This is a genomic window from Comamonas sp. JNW, assembly GCF_003105075.1.
Lineage (GTDB): Bacteria > Pseudomonadota > Gammaproteobacteria > Burkholderiales > Burkholderiaceae_C > Comamonas > Comamonas squillarum.
Genome location: NZ_QETI01000005.1, coordinates 83,441 through 98,932, shown reverse-complemented (window position 1 = coordinate 98,932; position 15,492 = coordinate 83,441). Strand labels below are relative to the sequence as shown.

Here is a 15,492-nt window from a genome sequence, read left to right as displayed (position 1 = left end):
ACGATACAGATTCTCTTGAACAACCAGGCCACCGCCTTGCCCGAAGGCGCCACCATCGCCGTGGCCCTGGCGCAGCTGCAGCCGCGCCCGCCGTTTGCCGTGGCCGTCAACACCGAATTTGTGCCCAAGGGCCAGTACGACAGCCGCCAGCTGCAAGCCGGTGACAAGCTCGAAGTCATCTCGCCCGTCACTGGCGGCTAAGCGCCGGCGCCATCTGCCCGGGCCACCCCCGCCCGGCCCCTGACCCGTATTTACCCAAGGCCTTTGCCATGAACGCCACTCCCTCCTCCGACGACGCCCTGGTGCTGTATGGCCAGCGTTTTCAAAGCCGCTTGCTGCTGGGCACCTCGCGCTACCCATCGCCCGCCGTGCTGGAAGCGGCCGTCGCCCGCGCCCAGCCTGCCATGGTCACCGCATCGCTGCGCCGCCAGGGCAGCAACGCTGCCGAGACCGGCAGCGATTTTTGGGCATTGCTCAAACGCCTGAATGTGCCGGTCCTGCCCAACACCGCCGGGTGCATGCGCCTGCAAGAGGCCATCACCACCGCGCAAATGGCGCGCGAGGTGTTCGAGACGCCCTGGATCAAGCTGGAGCTGATTGGCGACGACTACACCTTGCAGCCCGATACCTTGAACCTGGTGGAGGCCGCCTCCATCCTGATCAAGGACGGTTTTCAGGTGCTGCCCTACTGCACCGAGGACCTGGTGCTCTGCCAGCGCCTGGTCGATGTGGGCTGCCAGGCCGTCATGCCCTGGGCTGCCCCCATTGGCACGGGCCGTGGCCCCGTCAACCCGTATGCGATGCAGACCTTGCGCGAGCGCCTGGATGTGCCGCTGATCTGCGACGCGGGCCTGGGCCTGCCCAGCCATGCCTGCCAGGTGATGGAATGGGGCTTTGACGGCGTGCTGCTGAACACCGCCGTTGCGCTGTCGCAAGACCCGGTCGCCATGGCCGGCGCCTTTGCCGATGCCACCACCGCTGGCCACGCCGCCTTCCGCGCCGGCGCGATGCAGGCGCAGGACATGGCCCAACCCAGCACCCCGGTGCTGGGCACGCCGTTCTGGCACCAAAGCAGCTAAAAGGCCATGCCCATGCACGCCTCCGCCACCCCAGCCCAGATCGCACAGGCCATCACCGCCGCCCACCAGGCCGCCTTTGCCAGCTTTCCGCCGCAACCCACGCCCGCACTGCCCGCAGACCGCCAGCACGATGCCGTCTATGCCGGCGCCTTGGCCGCTTGCAGCGCACTGGGCTTTATCGCCATCGATGCCGAATGTCTGGCCAGCGCCTGGAGCGCGCAGACCGCCCGCACCGGCCAGTTCGATCCCCAGGCCTGGCCCACGCAAGCCGCCGATTTTGGCCTGCTGACCAGCGGCGGGCCTGAGGCCTTTGCGCCCTGCCCCCAGCGGCTGGGCCTCTATGCCGTGCTGCCAACGGCCGAATGGGTGGGCCGCATGGCCCGCACGGGCGTGCCTACGGTGCAGTTGCGCTTCAAATCCGACGACGCCCAGGCCATTGCTGCAGAGATCGCCGCAGCCGTGGCCGCCGTTGAGGGAACCGGCGCCCTGCTCTTTATCAACGACCACTGGCGCCAGGCGATTGCGGCGGGCAGCTATGGCGTGCACCTGGGCCAGGAAGACCTCGATGCGCTCAGCCCCGAAGAGTTAGCCGAGCTGCGCGCCAGCGGCGTGCGCCTGGGCGTCAGCACCCATGGCTATGCCGAGATGGTGCGTGCCAGCCAGGCCCAGCCCAGCTATATCGCGATGGGGGCGGTCTTTCCGACCACCTTGAAGAAAATGGCCACCGTCCCGCAAGGCTTGGCGCGCTTGGAGCGCTATGCCGCATTGACGCGCAGCTATCCCCAGGTGGCTATTGGTGGCATCTCGGCAGCAGAGTTTGCGCAGGTGCGCAAGAGCGGTGTCGGATCGATCGCCGTGGTGCGCGCCATCGCCAACGCAGGCAACCCCGAGGCCGCTGCCGCCGAGTTGATGGCGCTGATGGGCTAAGCGCGGCCCGCGCTACACCACATAAAGCAGCACGGCATCACGCCGCTGGGCCGCTGCCTGCCAAAAGCCGCGCAACGCGGCCTGCCGGCGCACCCACAGGCGCAGGGCTTCCAGGTCGGGCGCGCTGCCATCCTGCGTCTTTTGCCAGGCATGCATACGCTGCACCAGCTGGGCTGCGCTGATGGCGGCCAGCCGTTGCGCACTGTCCGTCACCAGGTCGGCCGGCCAGGCCCAGCACTGCTGGGCCAAGGTGCCCTCCACCGCCACACCGGGCTCGATCTCGGGCAGGCGCTGCATGTCCTGCTGCCACAGGCTGCCCTGGTCCAGCATGGCGAGCGGCCCGCCTTGCGCAGCACTGCGCTGCAGGTAGTCATCCATCGCCGATGGCTCGACCAGCAAGCCCCGCAGGCCATGGCGCGGCAGCGCATAAAAAAGTCCTTGCACGCTCATGCCGCCTCCCTGATCGCTGTTTTGAGCTGTTGCAGATGCGCGCTGTTGTCCGGGTCACAGATCTGCACCAGCAGCAGCGCTTTTTTCAGGTAGCTACGGCGGGCATCGGTCTGCCCGTGCGCCGCCAGAAAATCCGCAAACACCTCATAGGCACGCGCTGCTGCCAGCGAGTAACCCCGGCAACTGCGCTGCTGTATGCGCAAGGCCTGCTGCACAAGGGGCTTGACCCGCGCGGGCTGGAGGCGGATGGCAAACGCTGCGTAGCCGGCCAGCATGACAGACACCGCCTCCGGATCGGGCATGCGCTGGCCTTGCTGGTCCAGCCGGTCAAAGCTGTCCACGTACAGCGCCAGCCGCTGCCAGCATTGCAGCGCCTGCGCCGTCTCGCCCAGCGCTGCATGGCTGGCGGCCATGCGCTGCAACAGCGCGCACAGTGCCAAGGCCTGGGCTGCGGCGTTGACCCCGCTGCGCACATCGACCAGCGCCAGCGCTTGCGCATAGTGCTGCGTAGCACGCTGGTGCTCCCCCTCCGCCTGGTACCCATCTCCCAGGCGTTCCAGCGCCTGGCGCCGCAGCGTGGCGGGCACAGCAGCCCCCTCGCGCACGGCCAGCGCCAGCAAGGCCTGGCCATGCCCACGTTGGCGCGCCGTATCGCCCAGATGCTGGGCTAGCTCCATCGCATGCAGATGGTGCTGCGCCAGATCGGGCAGATCCCCGTTCTGGGCGGTCTGCAAGCCAATGGTCTGCTCACACAGTGCCAATGCCTGCGCCCAGTCCTGCACTTGCATCAGCAGCGGGTACTGCCCTGGCTGCAGTGCAGGGGTGGCAGTGGTGCCCGGCGCCATCTTGGGCGCGCGCAGGCGCTGCAAACAGGATTGCGCCTGCTGCACCGGTTGCGCCAGCTCGGCAAAAGCCGCGCCCAGATGCACCCCCATCTGCAGTTTTTTGCGCGCGGCATCGAGGTGTTCGGTTTGGTAGAAGGTCATCCCCTGCAGCAGATAGGCCATCGCCAAATGGGGATCGTTTTGCGGTTTACGGCTACGCTGCGCCAGGTACCTGACCAAGGTGTCCGCCTCGGCATGCGCGGTCTGGATATCCCGGTGTGCCAGCGCATCGCTAATATGCTTTTGCGCCATCTGGATGGCCAGCGACTTTTTGTCGGCCTGTAGATCGGCTGCAGGATCGGACTTGGGGTGCGGCAAGGGTGCTGCAGCCACCAGGGACTGGGCCACAGAGGCAAGCGCCGGGGCTGCTGCAGCCTGCACGCTCGCCGCTGGCTGCGATGCCTGCGCATCGAGCTGCGACTGGGCAAAGGCGGACAGGCGCGAATCCATGTCTTCCTCGACCCGAAAGTAGTCGAACAACCAAAAACCATCCCGCAGCAGCCAAAAGACCACCGGCCCGAGCAGGTAAGGCGCGTAGCGTGCAAGGGGACCTCCCCATAGCCACAGCGCCGCGCACAGCACGCTGATGCCCAGCTGCGCCACGGCGCTTGCATAACGCCCCAGATAAAAGCGGTGGGCGCCCAGCCACCCCACCGCCAACAACAGGCCCAGAGCCCATCGCGGATTTTTTTCCCCCATCCCTCATCCCTTGTGCTTTGTTTGGTCTGCACTTTGCCGCCCAGGCATGCACCGTATTGGCGCTGCCCAAGGCGGCATATATCGCGGGAAGTATAGCAACCGCTACCGGCTCCGCCAGGGCTGCCAGCGGGCGCGGAGCTTCAGTTGGCAGGCGCTGCCGCTTTGGCACCAGAGGGATTTAGCAAGAAAATCAGGCCTGCGCGAGGGCGCCATAGGGGCATGCCGCCGCTCTGCTGCCGCGCAATACCGATCGGCAGCGACCAGCAACGACCAGCTGCCGCCGGCATTGCCGTATCAAACATTTACCAAAACGGGCGCGTCGGTTTGGCGTTCGGGCTTGGTGAGTGCCGCTTGCATGACCTCGTGCGGTGGCAGATGCTTCATGCGGTGGTCGCTCCAGACCTGGCGCCAGCGGCGCGCACCGGGCATGCCCTGGCGCAGGCCCAGCATATGGCGGGCAATGGCGTACCAGTGCGTGCCGTGCTCGGCAGCCTCGCGCTCCATGTAGCGCACCATCGCCTCTTCGACCGATTCACGGCTGATGTCGTTGTTGGGCTCGGCGCCATAGAACAGCGCATCCCAACGGGCCAGCCACCAGGGGTTGTGGTAGGCCTCGCGCCCCACCATTACGCCATCGACCTGGTCCAGCTGTTCCAGCACCGTGGCGTCATCGGCAATGCCGCCATTGATCGCGATGGTCAGCTGCGGAAAGTCCTTTTTCAGCTGCGCCACCACCTCATAGCGCAGCGGCGGAATCTCGCGGTTCTCCTTGGGCGACAAGCCCTTGAGCCAGGCATTGCGGGCATGCACGACAAATACCTCGCAACCGGCCTCGGCCACCGTACCGATGAAGTCACGCACAAAGGCATAGCTCTCATTTTTGTCAATGCCAATGCGGTGTTTGACCGTTACGGGAATGTCCACCCCATCGCGCATGGCCTTGACGCCATCGGCCACCAATTCCTTCTCGTTCATCAGGCAGGCACCAAAGGCGCCGCGCTGCACACGCTCGCTGGGGCAGCCGCAGTTGAGGTTGACCTCGTCATAGCCCCAGTCCTGCGCCAGCTTGGCGCATTGGGCCAAGTCTGCGGGCTCACTGCCGCCCAACTGCAAGGCGACCGGGTGTTCCTCTGCAGAAAAGCGCAAATGCCGCGCCACATCCCCATGGATCAGCGCACCGGTCGTCACCATCTCGGTGTAGAGCAAGGTCTGGCGCGTGAGCAGACGGTGAAAATAGCGGCAATGGCGGTCGGTCCAGTCCATCATCGGCGCAACGGACATGCGTCCTGGCCAATGAAGAGGCGTTTTCCCTATGGAAACCAACGATTTTTCAACTGTCTGATTCGATGCCATTTGATCTAATTTCATGCCATTTTTAGCACTTTGGTGCTACATTCAGTGCAACAATTTTTCAATGTTGCACCGAGACTAAGGGAACCATAATCCGCCGTGAGCGCAAAGACGGAAGCGTGGGCTACACCGCCCAAGTCCGCGTCAAAAAGGGGGCAAGGTCGTTCACGCTGAAACCCAGACCTTTGACCGCGAAGCAGCCGCCAAAACCTGGATCAAGAAGCGCGAGACAGAGCTTGCGGAACCTGGCGCCCTTGATAAACCTGAAGACCCAATCCTATCTGTCGTCATCCAGAAGTACCTGGGGGATAAGCTCAAGCCACACGGGAAGACCAAGGATCAGGTTCTGCGCACAATTGCCAACTCTTGGCTTGGTGAGACACATTGCTCTCAGATCGACAGTGCGACGGTCATCAAGTACCTAGAAGGCCTTACCAGTCAGCCCCAAACCCGAGGCAACTACCTTTCCCACCTTTCCGCGATTTTCACTGTGGCCCGTCCTGCTTCGGGCTACCCCCTAGACAAGCAAGCTTGTGAAGACGCACGCGTGGTGGCTGAAAAGCTTGGGCTCATTTCCAGGTCAAAGCAGCGCACACGCCGCCCAACTCTTGAGGAGTTGAACAAGCTCATGACCTACTACTCGGTCTATGAGCGAAAGCGGGAGGATTCTATCCCGATGACCTACATCATACTGTTCAGCCTATTCTCCACGCGCCGACAGGAGGAAACCTGCCGCATCTTGGGCGAGGATGTGGATGCGGAAAACTCTGAGGTCATCGTTCGCGACATGAAAAACCCGGGTGAAAAGATAGGCAACGATGTCACCACCCTCCTCCCGCCAGAAGCTCTCAAGCTCATTCAGAATCGCAAGGTGGCAAAGGGTCGCATCTGGCCCTACAACGCTGAGTCTGTCAGCACGAGCTTTACTCGAGCATGCAAGCTACTCGGAATTGAAGATCTACATTTCCATGACCTTCGACATGAAGGGATCAGCCGGTTGTTTGAGATGGGCTGGAACATTCCTCATGTTGCGCAAGTTTCAGGGCATCGCTCTTGGCAGAGCTCGCAGCGCTACACCCAGTTCAAGAAGGTCGGAGACAGATACGAAAATTGGGAATGGAAGACCAAGCTTCTGGCTGGGTAGAGTTTTAGCCTGGTCGAACATGAGGGTGCGGCCCTCGCTTGACCTCCTTGTATCTCGCGGAGAGCCAGTGCGGCATCTCCCCCAAGATCTCATGCATCTCCCGGAGATTGGTGCCGCACATCCAAATTTGCGGCCAGCGCTGAAGCTCTCCCTCGTCAAACTCGAAACCTCGTAACAGGAGAGTCCCCGATTGGCGTTGCCGCCATACCTCGACACGCTCCAGCCCATGAATGATGAGCCGCATAGGCTCATTGCGATCTACCAGCCAAGTTTGGAAGCTGCCATCTGTCATTGCGGTACTGAGCAGCATTCCCATGGACTTAGCACGCCTGGCCAGTATTTCAGCCGGCAGGTAGACACCATTGAAGCACAGCCGAAGCACATAGGCATCACACCCAACCCGGCGCTTGCCCTCCAAATCTAGCTCAGTGCCAGGTGTCGCCATACCCAGGTATAGCCCTGGCAAATCTTGACCCGCAAATTTCCTGACTGCTTCCATTGCTCGCTCCATTTACTGTATAAATATACAGTCTTTTGGAGGTGTCTATGGATCAATCAAGATACTGGCGCTGGCACATCAAGAACGGCCAGGGGTGGCTGCAGACCACCGAGCACGAGCGATGGGATGGCATCAAGCCAGACTTCCCAGAGGCTATGCCGGTCTTGGGCACTATGATCTTGCACAGCACGCCACTGTCTTCTGATGCAGTGGCCCTTTATGAAAGCTTGGAGCCAGATGTCCCTTTCTGAACGCCGCGGTGTAGTCATTGGTCTTTGGCGGCCCTGGCGCCAGAACATGCGCGACCTTAGCGACGGCTGGTTCCCGTATTACGACTCGGGAAAGCAGATCCATCTGTTCTCTGAGTACCTGCAGGCCAGTCACCCTCACCTACTCGACATGCCAGGGCAGGCATATCAAACGATCCACCAGTGGATTGCGGAGGATGTCGAGGGTTAGGCGCGGGCCCAGCCGCAAACACCTCGACCGGTGCCAACGTCAGCAGCGCCTTGGCGTCCTTGATTGATCCTTCAAGCCACTGGTCCACATCAGCCAGCTCGATAGGTATCACGCTCCGCTTTTCTTGCTTGTCGAGAGTGAGCTTCGGGTCTGGCTTGTGCATGCGGCTCATCAGCGGGTGCTCATCTGCGTTGAGCGTGAGCATGGTGTAGCTCTCGATCAGCTCGCCGGTTGCCGGATCCTTCCAAGTATTCCACAGCCCCGCCAGGCCCCACGGGTCGACATCAGCCCGGGCAAACCGCCACCACACATTTTTCCCGCTCTCCCAGTTCGGCTCATCAAAGGTGGTCGCCGGGATGATGCAGCGCTGGCCGCGTTTCCACGGGTCTTTGAAGCTGGCCTTGTCCGCCACCTCCTCGGCACGGGCGTTGTTGGTGCTGTACTTGATGTCAGGCGTCTTGCTGAACCAAGGGATCAGGCCCCATCTCCCCACGGCAAGCTCTTTGCTGTAGCCAGGATCATCCACGGCGCGCCGGATGAATCCACCGGGTGATCGCGGGAACACATCGCGGGCCCCCAGGCCCAGCTGCCGGGGGTTCAGCCGCCAGTACTGCTGTATATAGCCTTCGTCTGGTGAGTGGTAGCGATTGCACATTGGAGCCTCTTGGCGCCAAGGTACAGGGGCCGGGATCTGGCCGATGTCATCCGAAATCGATTTTCGCGCACCGGGCCTCGTTCTCGCTTTTATTGACGCATGATTGCATGCGATGTACGCTGGCTGCTTCGATACAAATTATTGGAGAGAGAAGAATGAATTTTAAAAAGTCATTTTTGAAGTTGGCAGTGCCATTTAGCATGGCTTTTGCATTCATAATGCGTAAACGCTCAAGTCAAACCAGAATACCCGACGAAAGTCACATTTTCCAGAGCTATTGTCAATGGCACCCCTGTAGATCGAGTTCGGGAAACCTATTCTTGGGGCATACAAACTTTACCAGCTCATCGAATTTCCAGGGCAAATTCTGGATTTTTGCATCACACTTTTGCAACTGAAAAGCCAGCTGGAGCTTCAACGCAAGAATTGAAGTTCCGTTTCAGAACTGTCGGCACATTTACATCAAATCCTGGAGCGCACTTTTTTGCAATGGCAAGAGCTGAAAGCACGGGATGGTACAACCGAGGCAAGGGCTTGATCGTAGGTGGTCTAAGTGCAACAGCTAATCCCTGCCCTAGTGGCGTAACAAGCCAGCCTGAGACCTGGTTCATAGATCCAGCGAGCGGTAATGCGACCAACTACGTCTGGGGTGGCGCCAACTGCGGTAGTCCGCTACTAGATAATGTTTGGTACGATGTATTCATTCATGTGGCCGACAAAAACTGGTTTGCCTATCAAATCAAAAACCCAAGTGGGCAGTTGGTGGCAAATATTGCAATCCAAGACACAATTAACCAAGAGAATTCACTTATTAACAACAGGCTTAGCGGCTTCAGCTTCGGCCTCGTCTTTGCTAATAACATGTCCCAAGCCTGGACATTGGAATTCGATAATATTCAAATTACTTGGTTTTAACGTCACATGGGGCCATGTTTATGTTTGGCATCTACTGACTTGAAAACACGTTAGAAAAAATAGCCTCCCCAGTGCCGTAGTGGCGCCGGGGAGGCTCTCGCCGTGTGCTTTCAACCATTCGTCACGCGACAGTTATTCAAATGTCAAAAAACCCTCCGAAGAGGGTTCACGGATCAGCTGGATTTCCGTCGGCGCATGAAGCCTATGGATCCGGCTACGACCCCGGAGAGCAGCAGCATGCCAACGCCGCCCAGGGCGGGTACTGGTGTCGGGGTAGCTTGAACCACTGGTGCAGCAGTGATCACGATGGTGAAGGTTTGTTCTGCGACATGAACTGCCTTGGCCGCGAGTGTTGGTTGCACCGCGCTATCCATGGCCATGACCGAGAAGCTGTAAGTGCCAGTGGTCGTGGGCGTCCCGGAAATGATGCCGGTTGCCGTGTCGAGAGCCAGCCCAGGTGGCAGCTCGCCCGTCACGGAGAAGGTGTATGGAGGCAGGCCGCCTGTTAGCTGCAGAGGTTGAGAATATGCCGCTGCAACAACACCGCCTGCGAGCGTGATGTTTGGACCTGCACCCACAAACATCACGTCTGCGAGTGGAATAGCTTCTGCACTTTCGGGTGACGGAGCGCTGTCACCAATTGCGTTGGTTGCCACGACCGTGAACTTGTAGGGCGTACCATTGGTCAAGCCGGTGATCGTGCAAGAAGTTGCTGGCTCGGTGGCAGGGGCCACGATCTCGGTTGTGCATGAGCCGCCAGGAACGCCTGTCACGGTGTACTTAGTGATGGGGGAGCCGTTATCACTAGCAGCAGTCCAAGTGACAGTCAGCGATCGATCCGCAACATTTGAAACACTCACGGACGGAACAGGGTCCGGGCTTGTGACGTTGGCGGTATAAAAAACGCGCTCAAAAGCTGAACTTTCATTCAGCCCAGTAGCCCCGCCGCATCTCCAGCCCCCGCTCAAATTGCCTTGATTGGTATGAACACACATGCGAGTAGCACTTCCTTCACCCGAAGAATTTTGTGTGTCACAACTTGATCTGCTTACAGCCTGCCCTTCCGCAGCAAAACCCCAAGAATAGCTCGAATTGAAATACCATGCGACTCCATTGGCTTGGTGGGTGATAGCAAAGGCTGTTCCCGTATCCGTCATCACGTCGATTTTGGGAGCTTGGGCCAACACCTGCAGGCTGTTGGTCCCGGTGGCGCGACAGGCCATCATCAATTGCTTGCCACCGCAAGCCGTGGATATTTCTTCTATAGATTTCCCGTTTTTGTCAAATGTTTCTTTGTAACACTCCGACCACCCGCCATCTGTCACCGTTTGCACGGCAACGTTTTGCTGCACACCTACAGGGTTGTAAGTAGGAGTGGCAGCATTTGCTGCGGCCATGCATAACATCGACAAGCCCAGAAATGTCCCGCGTTGATAGAGATACATACGAACGCCTCAGTTAAAAATTGGAATAAGTTATCAGTTTAGTATTTTTAACATTTACAAACAACTGTTTCTCTATTTTTTTTGTTAGAGGTGTCCCGAGCATAGAGCTGCGCTATCCACAACTCATTGGAATTGGATTGTCGCAATGTGGACCGTGTTTACCGGCTGCAAGCTTGGCCGCTGTCGTCACCGCTCAGCCGGCGCTCGATGTTCACCTGGTCACGCAGCGCGGCTACTTCGGAGTTTCTTCGTCTAAGGTCGCTCCCGAGGATTGCGACCACACCGAGGCCTTCTGCAAGCTGGCGGTCGAGGGCTGCCGCTTTATCTGCGAGATCGCTGCGGGCAGCTGCGTCGGCTTGGGCTTGCGCGCGATAAGTGGCACTTCGACTGGCGGTGTCGCGGTGCAGGCGCTCAGCACGGGCAAGCTCAGCGCGCACATCAACATCAATGCCCGTCTTGAGATTCGCCAGTCGGTCGGCGTTGTAGATTGTGTCTTGGGCATGCTTGCTTTCCTTGATCGAAGTTTTCGTGTTTTCCACCAGCGCCGCATTTGACCTGGTGGATTCTTCTTTTGCTTGCTCGGAGCGGATTGATTCAATCTGCGCGCCCAGACGCCAGGCCTGCACATTCCAAGTGCCAATGGCGGCCAGGGCCATCCCAAGCAAGAGAGCAGCAGCATGTGTGTAGACCATGTTTACCCCTGTTCTGCTAAGCATTTGGCTTGCCTTTCTAGCTGCCGGGTCCACACGCCCTTGCAGCCTTTCGGCCCCCAGTTCTGCGGCAGCGAACAATCCCGGCCCGCTTGCTTCCGCCAGGCTGGCAGCGCGTTGCAGGCCTGCAGGTATTCACCGTTCAGCAGGTTGCGCCGCATCGAGCTCGAGCGCCAGTTTGTGATGCCGAACTGGTAGGTGAAGTCCATGTAGAGGTCATATTCGCCCTGGGTGAGCTTCACCCCTGGCAGACTGGCCCGGAACATGGCTTCGTCCTTGCTCTTGTGGCGCTTTGAGCAGTCTTCGCTGTGGAAGGATGGCCAGGCCTACGGCGTGCGCCGCTGGAATGGCAGCACCGGCACAGTAGCTGGCCAGCAAGGGCCTGGCCAGGGCGCATACAGCGTTGCCGATCCCCGACACTATGGCCCTGCAAAGCACAGCAACGAATTTCGCATCGTCCGCTGGGACAAAGCTGCTATGGCAGTAACCAGTGCCCACGGCAGCGGCCAGGCGGTGGCGGACCCGCGCGGCGGTAGCGATCCCACCCTGTTGCATGGGAAGCGCCATGTGACTGAATGGACAGGGCCGACCCGGACAGTGATTGCAGGCAGCACCTCGGGCGAAGGCGCATACGCAGTGGCAGATCCACGCTCAGGCATGGATGCCGGCCGTGCAGCATATCTCACTGGTGGGCACTATGGCGTAGTGCCCTGGGCCACGTCCGCCGGCGCAGTCAGCGGATCAGCTTGTCACGACAACGGCCGCTGGTCGGTCGCGGATCCACGGCCCATGCCAGCGCCTGCTGAAAAGCTGGTTTGCAGAATCGTGGCCGAAGACGGCTCCTGGCACCGCCCATTGACCAATCTGGAGCTTGCAGCGCTGCAGAGTCTGGTAGACCCTGAATAGCAGCTGGAACTGGATGGTCTGAGCGACCAGGCCTGGCGAGAGCGCATCGGCAACGCGGTGCCCAGCGCAGCCGGCGAAGCCATAGCGCACGTCATGGGCGAAACGCTCTTGCTCGCTTGGTCTGGAGAAACCTTCCTGCTGTCGGCCCAGCCAGTTTGGGTCAAACCCATGGCCGTCGCACTTTCTCTGCCAGTAGCTGCTTGGTAGCTGCCTGCTTCACCCGTACCATTGCCCGCCTTGAGCGGGCATTTCCACTTTTGGAGCCCCAATGTCTGAAACCACCCCTTCCGTTCCCCTCAAGACTGCACCCGGCTCTGCAACTTGGGATTTAATCGAGCAGCTGGTGCAGCTGGAGAGCAGCAAAAACCGACTGCACCTCGAATACATGGGTAAGGCCATGCCGGCCGATGTGTACCTGCGCTTCCAGAAGCTGCGCGACGAGCGTATCCCGGCACTGCTGGACCAGCTGCGCGCTGGCCTAGCCGAAGCCCCTGATCAACCGCCTGCCCATTTTGCTCACGCCTATGCGGACCAGCTCCTGTTGCGCTGCTTGGTGCCGAGTGAGTCGGCACCCCAAGCTCAACCCGCTGATGCACTGGATTTTGAAGCCGCAGCAAAGGTAATGGCCCAGCGGATGGATTACCCCTGGGAGCACATGCCAGAGGAAGGCAGATCGCACATGCGCGAGAGCGCAAGAAAAATTGTCAACGCCGCCATGGCTGCCGGCCAGGCCAAGTAGGAAGGTTGAAAGGCTACAGACGGTCTATCTCAGCAACAGCCTTAGTGAACAAGTTCAAGGCAGCATCGCTATCAATTGTGGCCATTAGATCGATGTCCAGCTCGTCAAGGCTAACGTCGCTGTACCCCATGGACCATGTCGCGTAGCGGCGCTCTTCCAGATCATCACCTGCATTCAGCTGCAGGAAGTCTGTATGCCTGCTGTCCTTGGGGAGCTTAGCCACCAACGCATCGACCTCGCTCGCAGGTCCTTCAATATATTGCGTAAAGCGCTCACCATCGAAAACCAGAATGCCAGTGATGCCGTGCGAGGCGTTGAACTCACGCGCCACCTTCACGATGTTCCCCACCTCAGTGGGGTCGCAGTCAGGTGCCAGCCGACTTGAATAGAGGAAAAAACTCAGTGGAGTGGACATAGCAGCACCTTTCATGAACTGATCCACTGTACACCCTCCCGAATTACATCTTTGCTTTTATGCAAATTCCTTTGGAAAACACACGAAACTTAATCAAGGTTGCACCATGACCACCCTGCACCTACCGCTCAAGCGCCAATACTTCGAGGCCATACGCGACGGCACCAAGCTCGAGGAATTCCGCTTGTGCACACCATACTGGGCCAAGCGCCTGGAGGACCGCGCGTATGACCGGATCATCCTGACCTCGGGCTACCCCGCCCGCGACGATCTTGCTCGGCGCCTGATAACTCCTTGGCGCGGCTTCATGGTGAAGACGATCATCCACCCGCACTTCGGCCCTAAACCTGTGCGGGTCTATGCTATCGATGTGAAGCAACCTTCGTGACCAAGTCACTTTTCCGAGTCGGTCACTGGCATATATGGCATCTTGGTTCAGGGAGCATTTTTGATGAGAAGAATTCGACACCTGACAAACCGACATCGAGCAAATTCCACCAACTTGGCTCTTGGATGGTTACTGGCTTTCAACGCTGGTGCAGTTAATGCGGGTGGCTTTCTAGTCCTGCACATGTACACCTCGCACATGACAGGATTCGCGTCACAGATAGCTGATGGCCTGGTCCTGGAAAACATGAAGATGCTTCTGAATGCGCTGGGCGCCATCTTGTCCTTCATGACCGGCGCAGCCGTCTGTGCTGTTTTGGTGAACTGGGGTCGAGAAAAGCATCTCTACAGCGTTTACGCGCTGCCGCTAATGCTGGAGGCATTGATGCTCTTGCCCTTCGGTCTGATGGGCGCTGTCACCCTCTCCTGGAACACGCCATTCGCTGTTCCCATCACGGTTCTGCTGCTCTCATTCATGATGGGACTTCAAAACGCTGTGGGCTCAAAGACCTCTGGTGGAAGCATTCGCACAACCCATATGACTGGGAACTTCACGGACCTGGGAATGGAATTGGGCAAGCTATTCTTTTGGAAGCGTAGTGGCACTGCTTGTAGGGTTCCAACAAACCGTGTGCAGCATAACTGGGTGCGCATGCGTGCCTCTGCTGGTCTGATTGGCATGTTCGTGCTGGGAAGCATTACGGGCGCAGTTGGCTTCAGCTACATCGGGTTTTTCTGTGTGGTGCCGCTGGCCGCGCTACTGCTCGCGGTGTCAGTGCCGCCATTTATTCATGATGCCAAGCACTCCAACGAGATGCGCGCATTTTTCCAAAAAAGGTGGTGATCACTGAATCACCACCGTCTTAAACAGCAAACCCGCCTAGTGAATTGACCCCAAGAAGTTGGACAGTTGGAAGCTAGGGACTGAAGGCCTGAATCCGGTATTGCACTGGACTCAGGCCTTTTAGTTTTAGCTTGATGCGTTGGTGATTGTAGTAATGGATGTAGTGGTGAAGACCTTCTTGAAGCTGCGCCACACTGCTGAACTTGTTGAGGTGGAAGAACTCGGACTTCAAGGTTCCGAAGAAGCTCTCCATCGCTGCGTTATCCAAGCAATTGCCCCGACGTGACATGCTTTGCACCAGGCCATGATCGGCCAGCAAGCGGCGATAGGCACGACTTTGGTACTGCCAGCCCTGGTCGGAATGCAGCAATGGTTTTTCCTCCCTGCCCAGCTTGCCTAGCGCCTTGCGCAACATGTCACCCACCATCTAATACGGCATTTCTGCTCATGGCTCAGTACAACGCCATGGCGGTGATTCCGCTTGATCAAGTAGTCAAGGACTACTTCCCGCACCTGGGAACGCAAAAGTTCCTGCGCAAGATCGCAGCGGGCGAAATCAAGCTCCCTTTGACCCGCATCGAGCCCAATTCACAGAAGGGGGCAAAGGGCATCCATCTCACTGATCTGGCCACCTACATCGATGCTCAACGAGCAGCCGGTGTAAAGGAATCGAAGCAGCTAAATGGCGAACGGGTGCAACAATAAAGCAACATCGAAAAAGAGAATCCCCATAAGTCTTTGTACTTATGGGGATTTTTTTCGTTTGCCTGTCCGATCCATCATCGGCGCAACGGACATGCGCCAGGGGCTGTGGGTAGAGAATCAGTCATGGTGGTTGCGCGGCCAAGGCGTGGCCCTCGAATGTGGTGGCCCACACAGGCAGAGGCAGCGCCTGCGGGCAATCGGCTATTTTAAATCCTGCGCAGCCAGGGCGCCGAGCAGCACCCCAAAAGCCTGTCATGGCGGGCCGACCTGTTCGCTCCAC

Annotated in this window: 17 protein-coding genes and 2 pseudogenes; 10 read left to right on the top strand and 9 right to left on the bottom strand. The window is 59.0% G+C overall.

The genetic code is table 11. The features are described 5' to 3' along the window. Positions 1-3 precede the first annotated feature (3 nt). The 3 genes from thiS (at position 4) to DCO45_RS09405 (ending at position 2,006) form a co-directional block, all read left to right on the top strand. Positions 4-201 carry a sulfur carrier protein ThiS gene (gene thiS, locus DCO45_RS09415; RefSeq protein ID WP_027011261.1) on the top strand — a complete coding sequence of 66 codons (198 nt, stop codon included), beginning with the start codon at positions 4-6 and terminating at the stop codon, positions 199-201. A gap of 68 nt (positions 202-269) precedes the next feature. Beyond that, positions 270-1,079 (top strand): thiazole synthase, encoded by an 810-nt coding sequence (locus DCO45_RS09410; RefSeq protein WP_116925601.1) that lies wholly within the window; start codon positions 270-272, stop codon positions 1,077-1,079. A 6-nt stretch (positions 1,080-1,085) separates the two neighbouring features. After that, positions 1,086-2,006, top strand: coding sequence for a thiamine phosphate synthase (locus tag DCO45_RS09405; protein ID WP_116925600.1), 921 nt, complete (start codon positions 1,086-1,088; stop codon positions 2,004-2,006). A gap of 12 nt (positions 2,007-2,018) precedes the next feature. Here the strand turns inward: DCO45_RS09405 and DCO45_RS09400 are convergent, their stop codons facing one another. From DCO45_RS09400 to dusA, 3 genes are all read right to left on the bottom strand, one after another. After that, a complete protein-coding gene (locus tag DCO45_RS09400) occupies positions 2,019-2,456 on the bottom strand; it encodes a hypothetical protein (protein ID WP_116925599.1) in 438 nt (145 codons plus the stop codon). Continuing rightward, positions 2,453-4,039, bottom strand: a complete 1,587-nt coding sequence (locus DCO45_RS09395) for a TM2 domain-containing protein (protein ID WP_116925598.1) — start codon at positions 4,037-4,039, stop codon at positions 2,453-2,455. Before DCO45_RS09395 ends, DCO45_RS09400 begins: the two co-directional genes overlap by 4 nt. Before the next feature lie 294 nt (positions 4,040-4,333). Then, positions 4,334-5,392, bottom strand: a complete 1,059-nt coding sequence (dusA, locus tag DCO45_RS09390) for a tRNA dihydrouridine(20/20a) synthase DusA (RefSeq protein ID WP_269780244.1) — start codon at positions 5,390-5,392, stop codon at positions 4,334-4,336. A 487-nt stretch (positions 5,393-5,879) separates the two neighbouring features. Here dusA and DCO45_RS23200 point away from each other — a divergent pair, with 487 nt between their 5' ends. Then, positions 5,880-6,533 (top strand): site-specific integrase, encoded by a 654-nt coding sequence (locus DCO45_RS23200; protein WP_232539335.1) that lies wholly within the window; start codon positions 5,880-5,882, stop codon positions 6,531-6,533. An 806-nt stretch (positions 6,534-7,339) separates the two neighbouring features. Here DCO45_RS23200 and DCO45_RS09370 read toward each other — a convergent pair. After that, on the bottom strand, positions 7,340-8,146 hold the full coding sequence (locus DCO45_RS09370; protein ID WP_116925594.1) for an SOS response-associated peptidase family protein: 807 nt from the start codon (positions 8,144-8,146) through the stop codon (positions 7,340-7,342). Between the two features lie 375 nt (positions 8,147-8,521). On the opposite strand from DCO45_RS09370, the gene DCO45_RS22640 reads away from it, so the two are divergent. Continuing rightward, positions 8,522-9,061: a hypothetical protein gene (locus DCO45_RS22640; RefSeq protein ID WP_133248118.1), complete on the top strand. Its 540-nt coding sequence runs from the start codon at positions 8,522-8,524 to the stop codon at positions 9,059-9,061. Positions 9,062-9,234: 173 nt separating this feature from the next. Here DCO45_RS22640 and DCO45_RS09365 read toward each other — a convergent pair whose 3' ends face one another. From DCO45_RS09365 to DCO45_RS09355, 3 genes are all read right to left on the bottom strand, one after another. Next, a complete protein-coding gene (locus DCO45_RS09365; protein ID WP_116925593.1) occupies positions 9,235-10,506 on the bottom strand; it encodes a fibronectin type III domain-containing protein in 1,272 nt (423 codons plus the stop codon). Between the two features lie 158 nt (positions 10,507-10,664). Further along, positions 10,665-11,198 (bottom strand): hypothetical protein, encoded by a 534-nt coding sequence (locus tag DCO45_RS09360; RefSeq protein ID WP_116925592.1) that lies wholly within the window; start codon positions 11,196-11,198, stop codon positions 10,665-10,667. A 2-nt stretch (positions 11,199-11,200) separates the two neighbouring features. Further along, on the bottom strand, positions 11,201-11,482 hold the full coding sequence (locus DCO45_RS09355) for a glycoside hydrolase family protein (protein WP_116925591.1): 282 nt from the start codon (positions 11,480-11,482) through the stop codon (positions 11,201-11,203). A 22-nt stretch (positions 11,483-11,504) separates the two neighbouring features. Between DCO45_RS09355 and DCO45_RS23195 the strand changes: the two are divergent. Both DCO45_RS23195 and DCO45_RS09345 read left to right on the top strand, forming a co-directional pair. Then, a pseudogene (locus DCO45_RS23195) lies at positions 11,505-12,329 on the top strand (DNA cytosine methyltransferase); the annotation flags it as partial. 61 nt (positions 12,330-12,390) lie between these two features. Next, the gene (locus tag DCO45_RS09345; RefSeq protein ID WP_133248117.1) at positions 12,391-12,861 is read left to right on the top strand and encodes a hypothetical protein; all 471 of its coding nucleotides are present in this window, start codon (positions 12,391-12,393) and stop codon (positions 12,859-12,861) included. A gap of 13 nt (positions 12,862-12,874) precedes the next feature. On the opposite strand, the gene DCO45_RS09340 is transcribed toward DCO45_RS09345, so the two are convergent. After that, complete coding sequence (locus DCO45_RS09340; RefSeq protein WP_116925760.1) at positions 12,875-13,276, bottom strand: BLUF domain-containing protein; 402 nt, start codon at positions 13,274-13,276, stop codon at positions 12,875-12,877. Positions 13,277-13,382: 106 nt separating this feature from the next. Here DCO45_RS09340 and DCO45_RS09335 point away from each other — a divergent pair, with 106 nt between their 5' ends. Both DCO45_RS09335 and DCO45_RS09330 read left to right on the top strand, forming a co-directional pair. Continuing rightward, entirely contained in the window at positions 13,383-13,664 is a 282-nt protein-coding gene (locus tag DCO45_RS09335) for an ASCH domain-containing protein (RefSeq protein WP_116925589.1), read from the top strand. Positions 13,665-13,727: 63 nt separating this feature from the next. Further along, a complete protein-coding gene (locus DCO45_RS09330) occupies positions 13,728-14,507 on the top strand; it encodes a YoaK family protein (RefSeq protein WP_116925588.1) in 780 nt (259 codons plus the stop codon). 73 nt (positions 14,508-14,580) lie between these two features. Here the strand turns inward: DCO45_RS09330 and DCO45_RS09325 are convergent. Beyond that, positions 14,581-14,940 (bottom strand): annotated as a pseudogene (locus DCO45_RS09325) (IS3 family transposase); the annotation flags it as partial. Positions 14,941-14,954: 14 nt separating this feature from the next. Between DCO45_RS09325 and DCO45_RS09320 the strand changes: the two are divergent. Then, on the top strand, positions 14,955-15,212 hold the full coding sequence (locus DCO45_RS09320; RefSeq protein WP_243419300.1) for a pyocin activator PrtN family protein: 258 nt from the start codon (positions 14,955-14,957) through the stop codon (positions 15,210-15,212). Positions 15,213-15,492 lie beyond the last annotated feature (280 nt).

Coding starts and splice junctions, on each gene's coding strand:
- DCO45_RS09410 (WP_116925601.1), top strand. CDS start 270: ATGAACGCCACTCCCTCCTCCGACGACGCCCTGGTGCTGTATGGCCAG.
- DCO45_RS09405 (WP_116925600.1), top strand. CDS start 1,086: ATGCCCATGCACGCCTCCGCCACCCCAGCCCAGATCGCACAGGCCATC.
- DCO45_RS09400 (WP_116925599.1), bottom strand. CDS start 2,456: ATGAGCGTGCAAGGACTTTTTTATGCGCTGCCGCGCCATGGCCTGCGG.
- DCO45_RS09395 (WP_116925598.1), bottom strand. CDS start 4,039: ATGGGGGAAAAAAATCCGCGATGGGCTCTGGGCCTGTTGTTGGCGGTG.
- dusA (WP_269780244.1), bottom strand. CDS start 5,392: ATGGCATCGAATCAGACAGTTGAAAAATCGTTGGTTTCCATAGGGAAA.
- DCO45_RS09370 (WP_116925594.1), bottom strand. CDS start 8,146: ATGTGCAATCGCTACCACTCACCAGACGAAGGCTATATACAGCAGTAC.
- DCO45_RS09365 (WP_116925593.1), bottom strand. CDS start 10,506: ATGTATCTCTATCAACGCGGGACATTTCTGGGCTTGTCGATGTTATGC.
- DCO45_RS09360 (WP_116925592.1), bottom strand. CDS start 11,198: ATGGTCTACACACATGCTGCTGCTCTCTTGCTTGGGATGGCCCTGGCC.
- DCO45_RS09355 (WP_116925591.1), bottom strand. CDS start 11,482: ATGTTCCGGGCCAGTCTGCCAGGGGTGAAGCTCACCCAGGGCGAATAT.
- DCO45_RS09345 (WP_133248117.1), top strand. CDS start 12,391: ATGTCTGAAACCACCCCTTCCGTTCCCCTCAAGACTGCACCCGGCTCT.
- DCO45_RS09340 (WP_116925760.1), bottom strand. CDS start 13,276: ATGTCCACTCCACTGAGTTTTTTCCTCTATTCAAGTCGGCTGGCACCT.
- DCO45_RS09335 (WP_116925589.1), top strand. CDS start 13,383: ATGACCACCCTGCACCTACCGCTCAAGCGCCAATACTTCGAGGCCATA.
- DCO45_RS09330 (WP_116925588.1), top strand. CDS start 13,728: ATGAGAAGAATTCGACACCTGACAAACCGACATCGAGCAAATTCCACC.
- DCO45_RS09320 (WP_243419300.1), top strand. CDS start 14,955: ATGGCTCAGTACAACGCCATGGCGGTGATTCCGCTTGATCAAGTAGTC.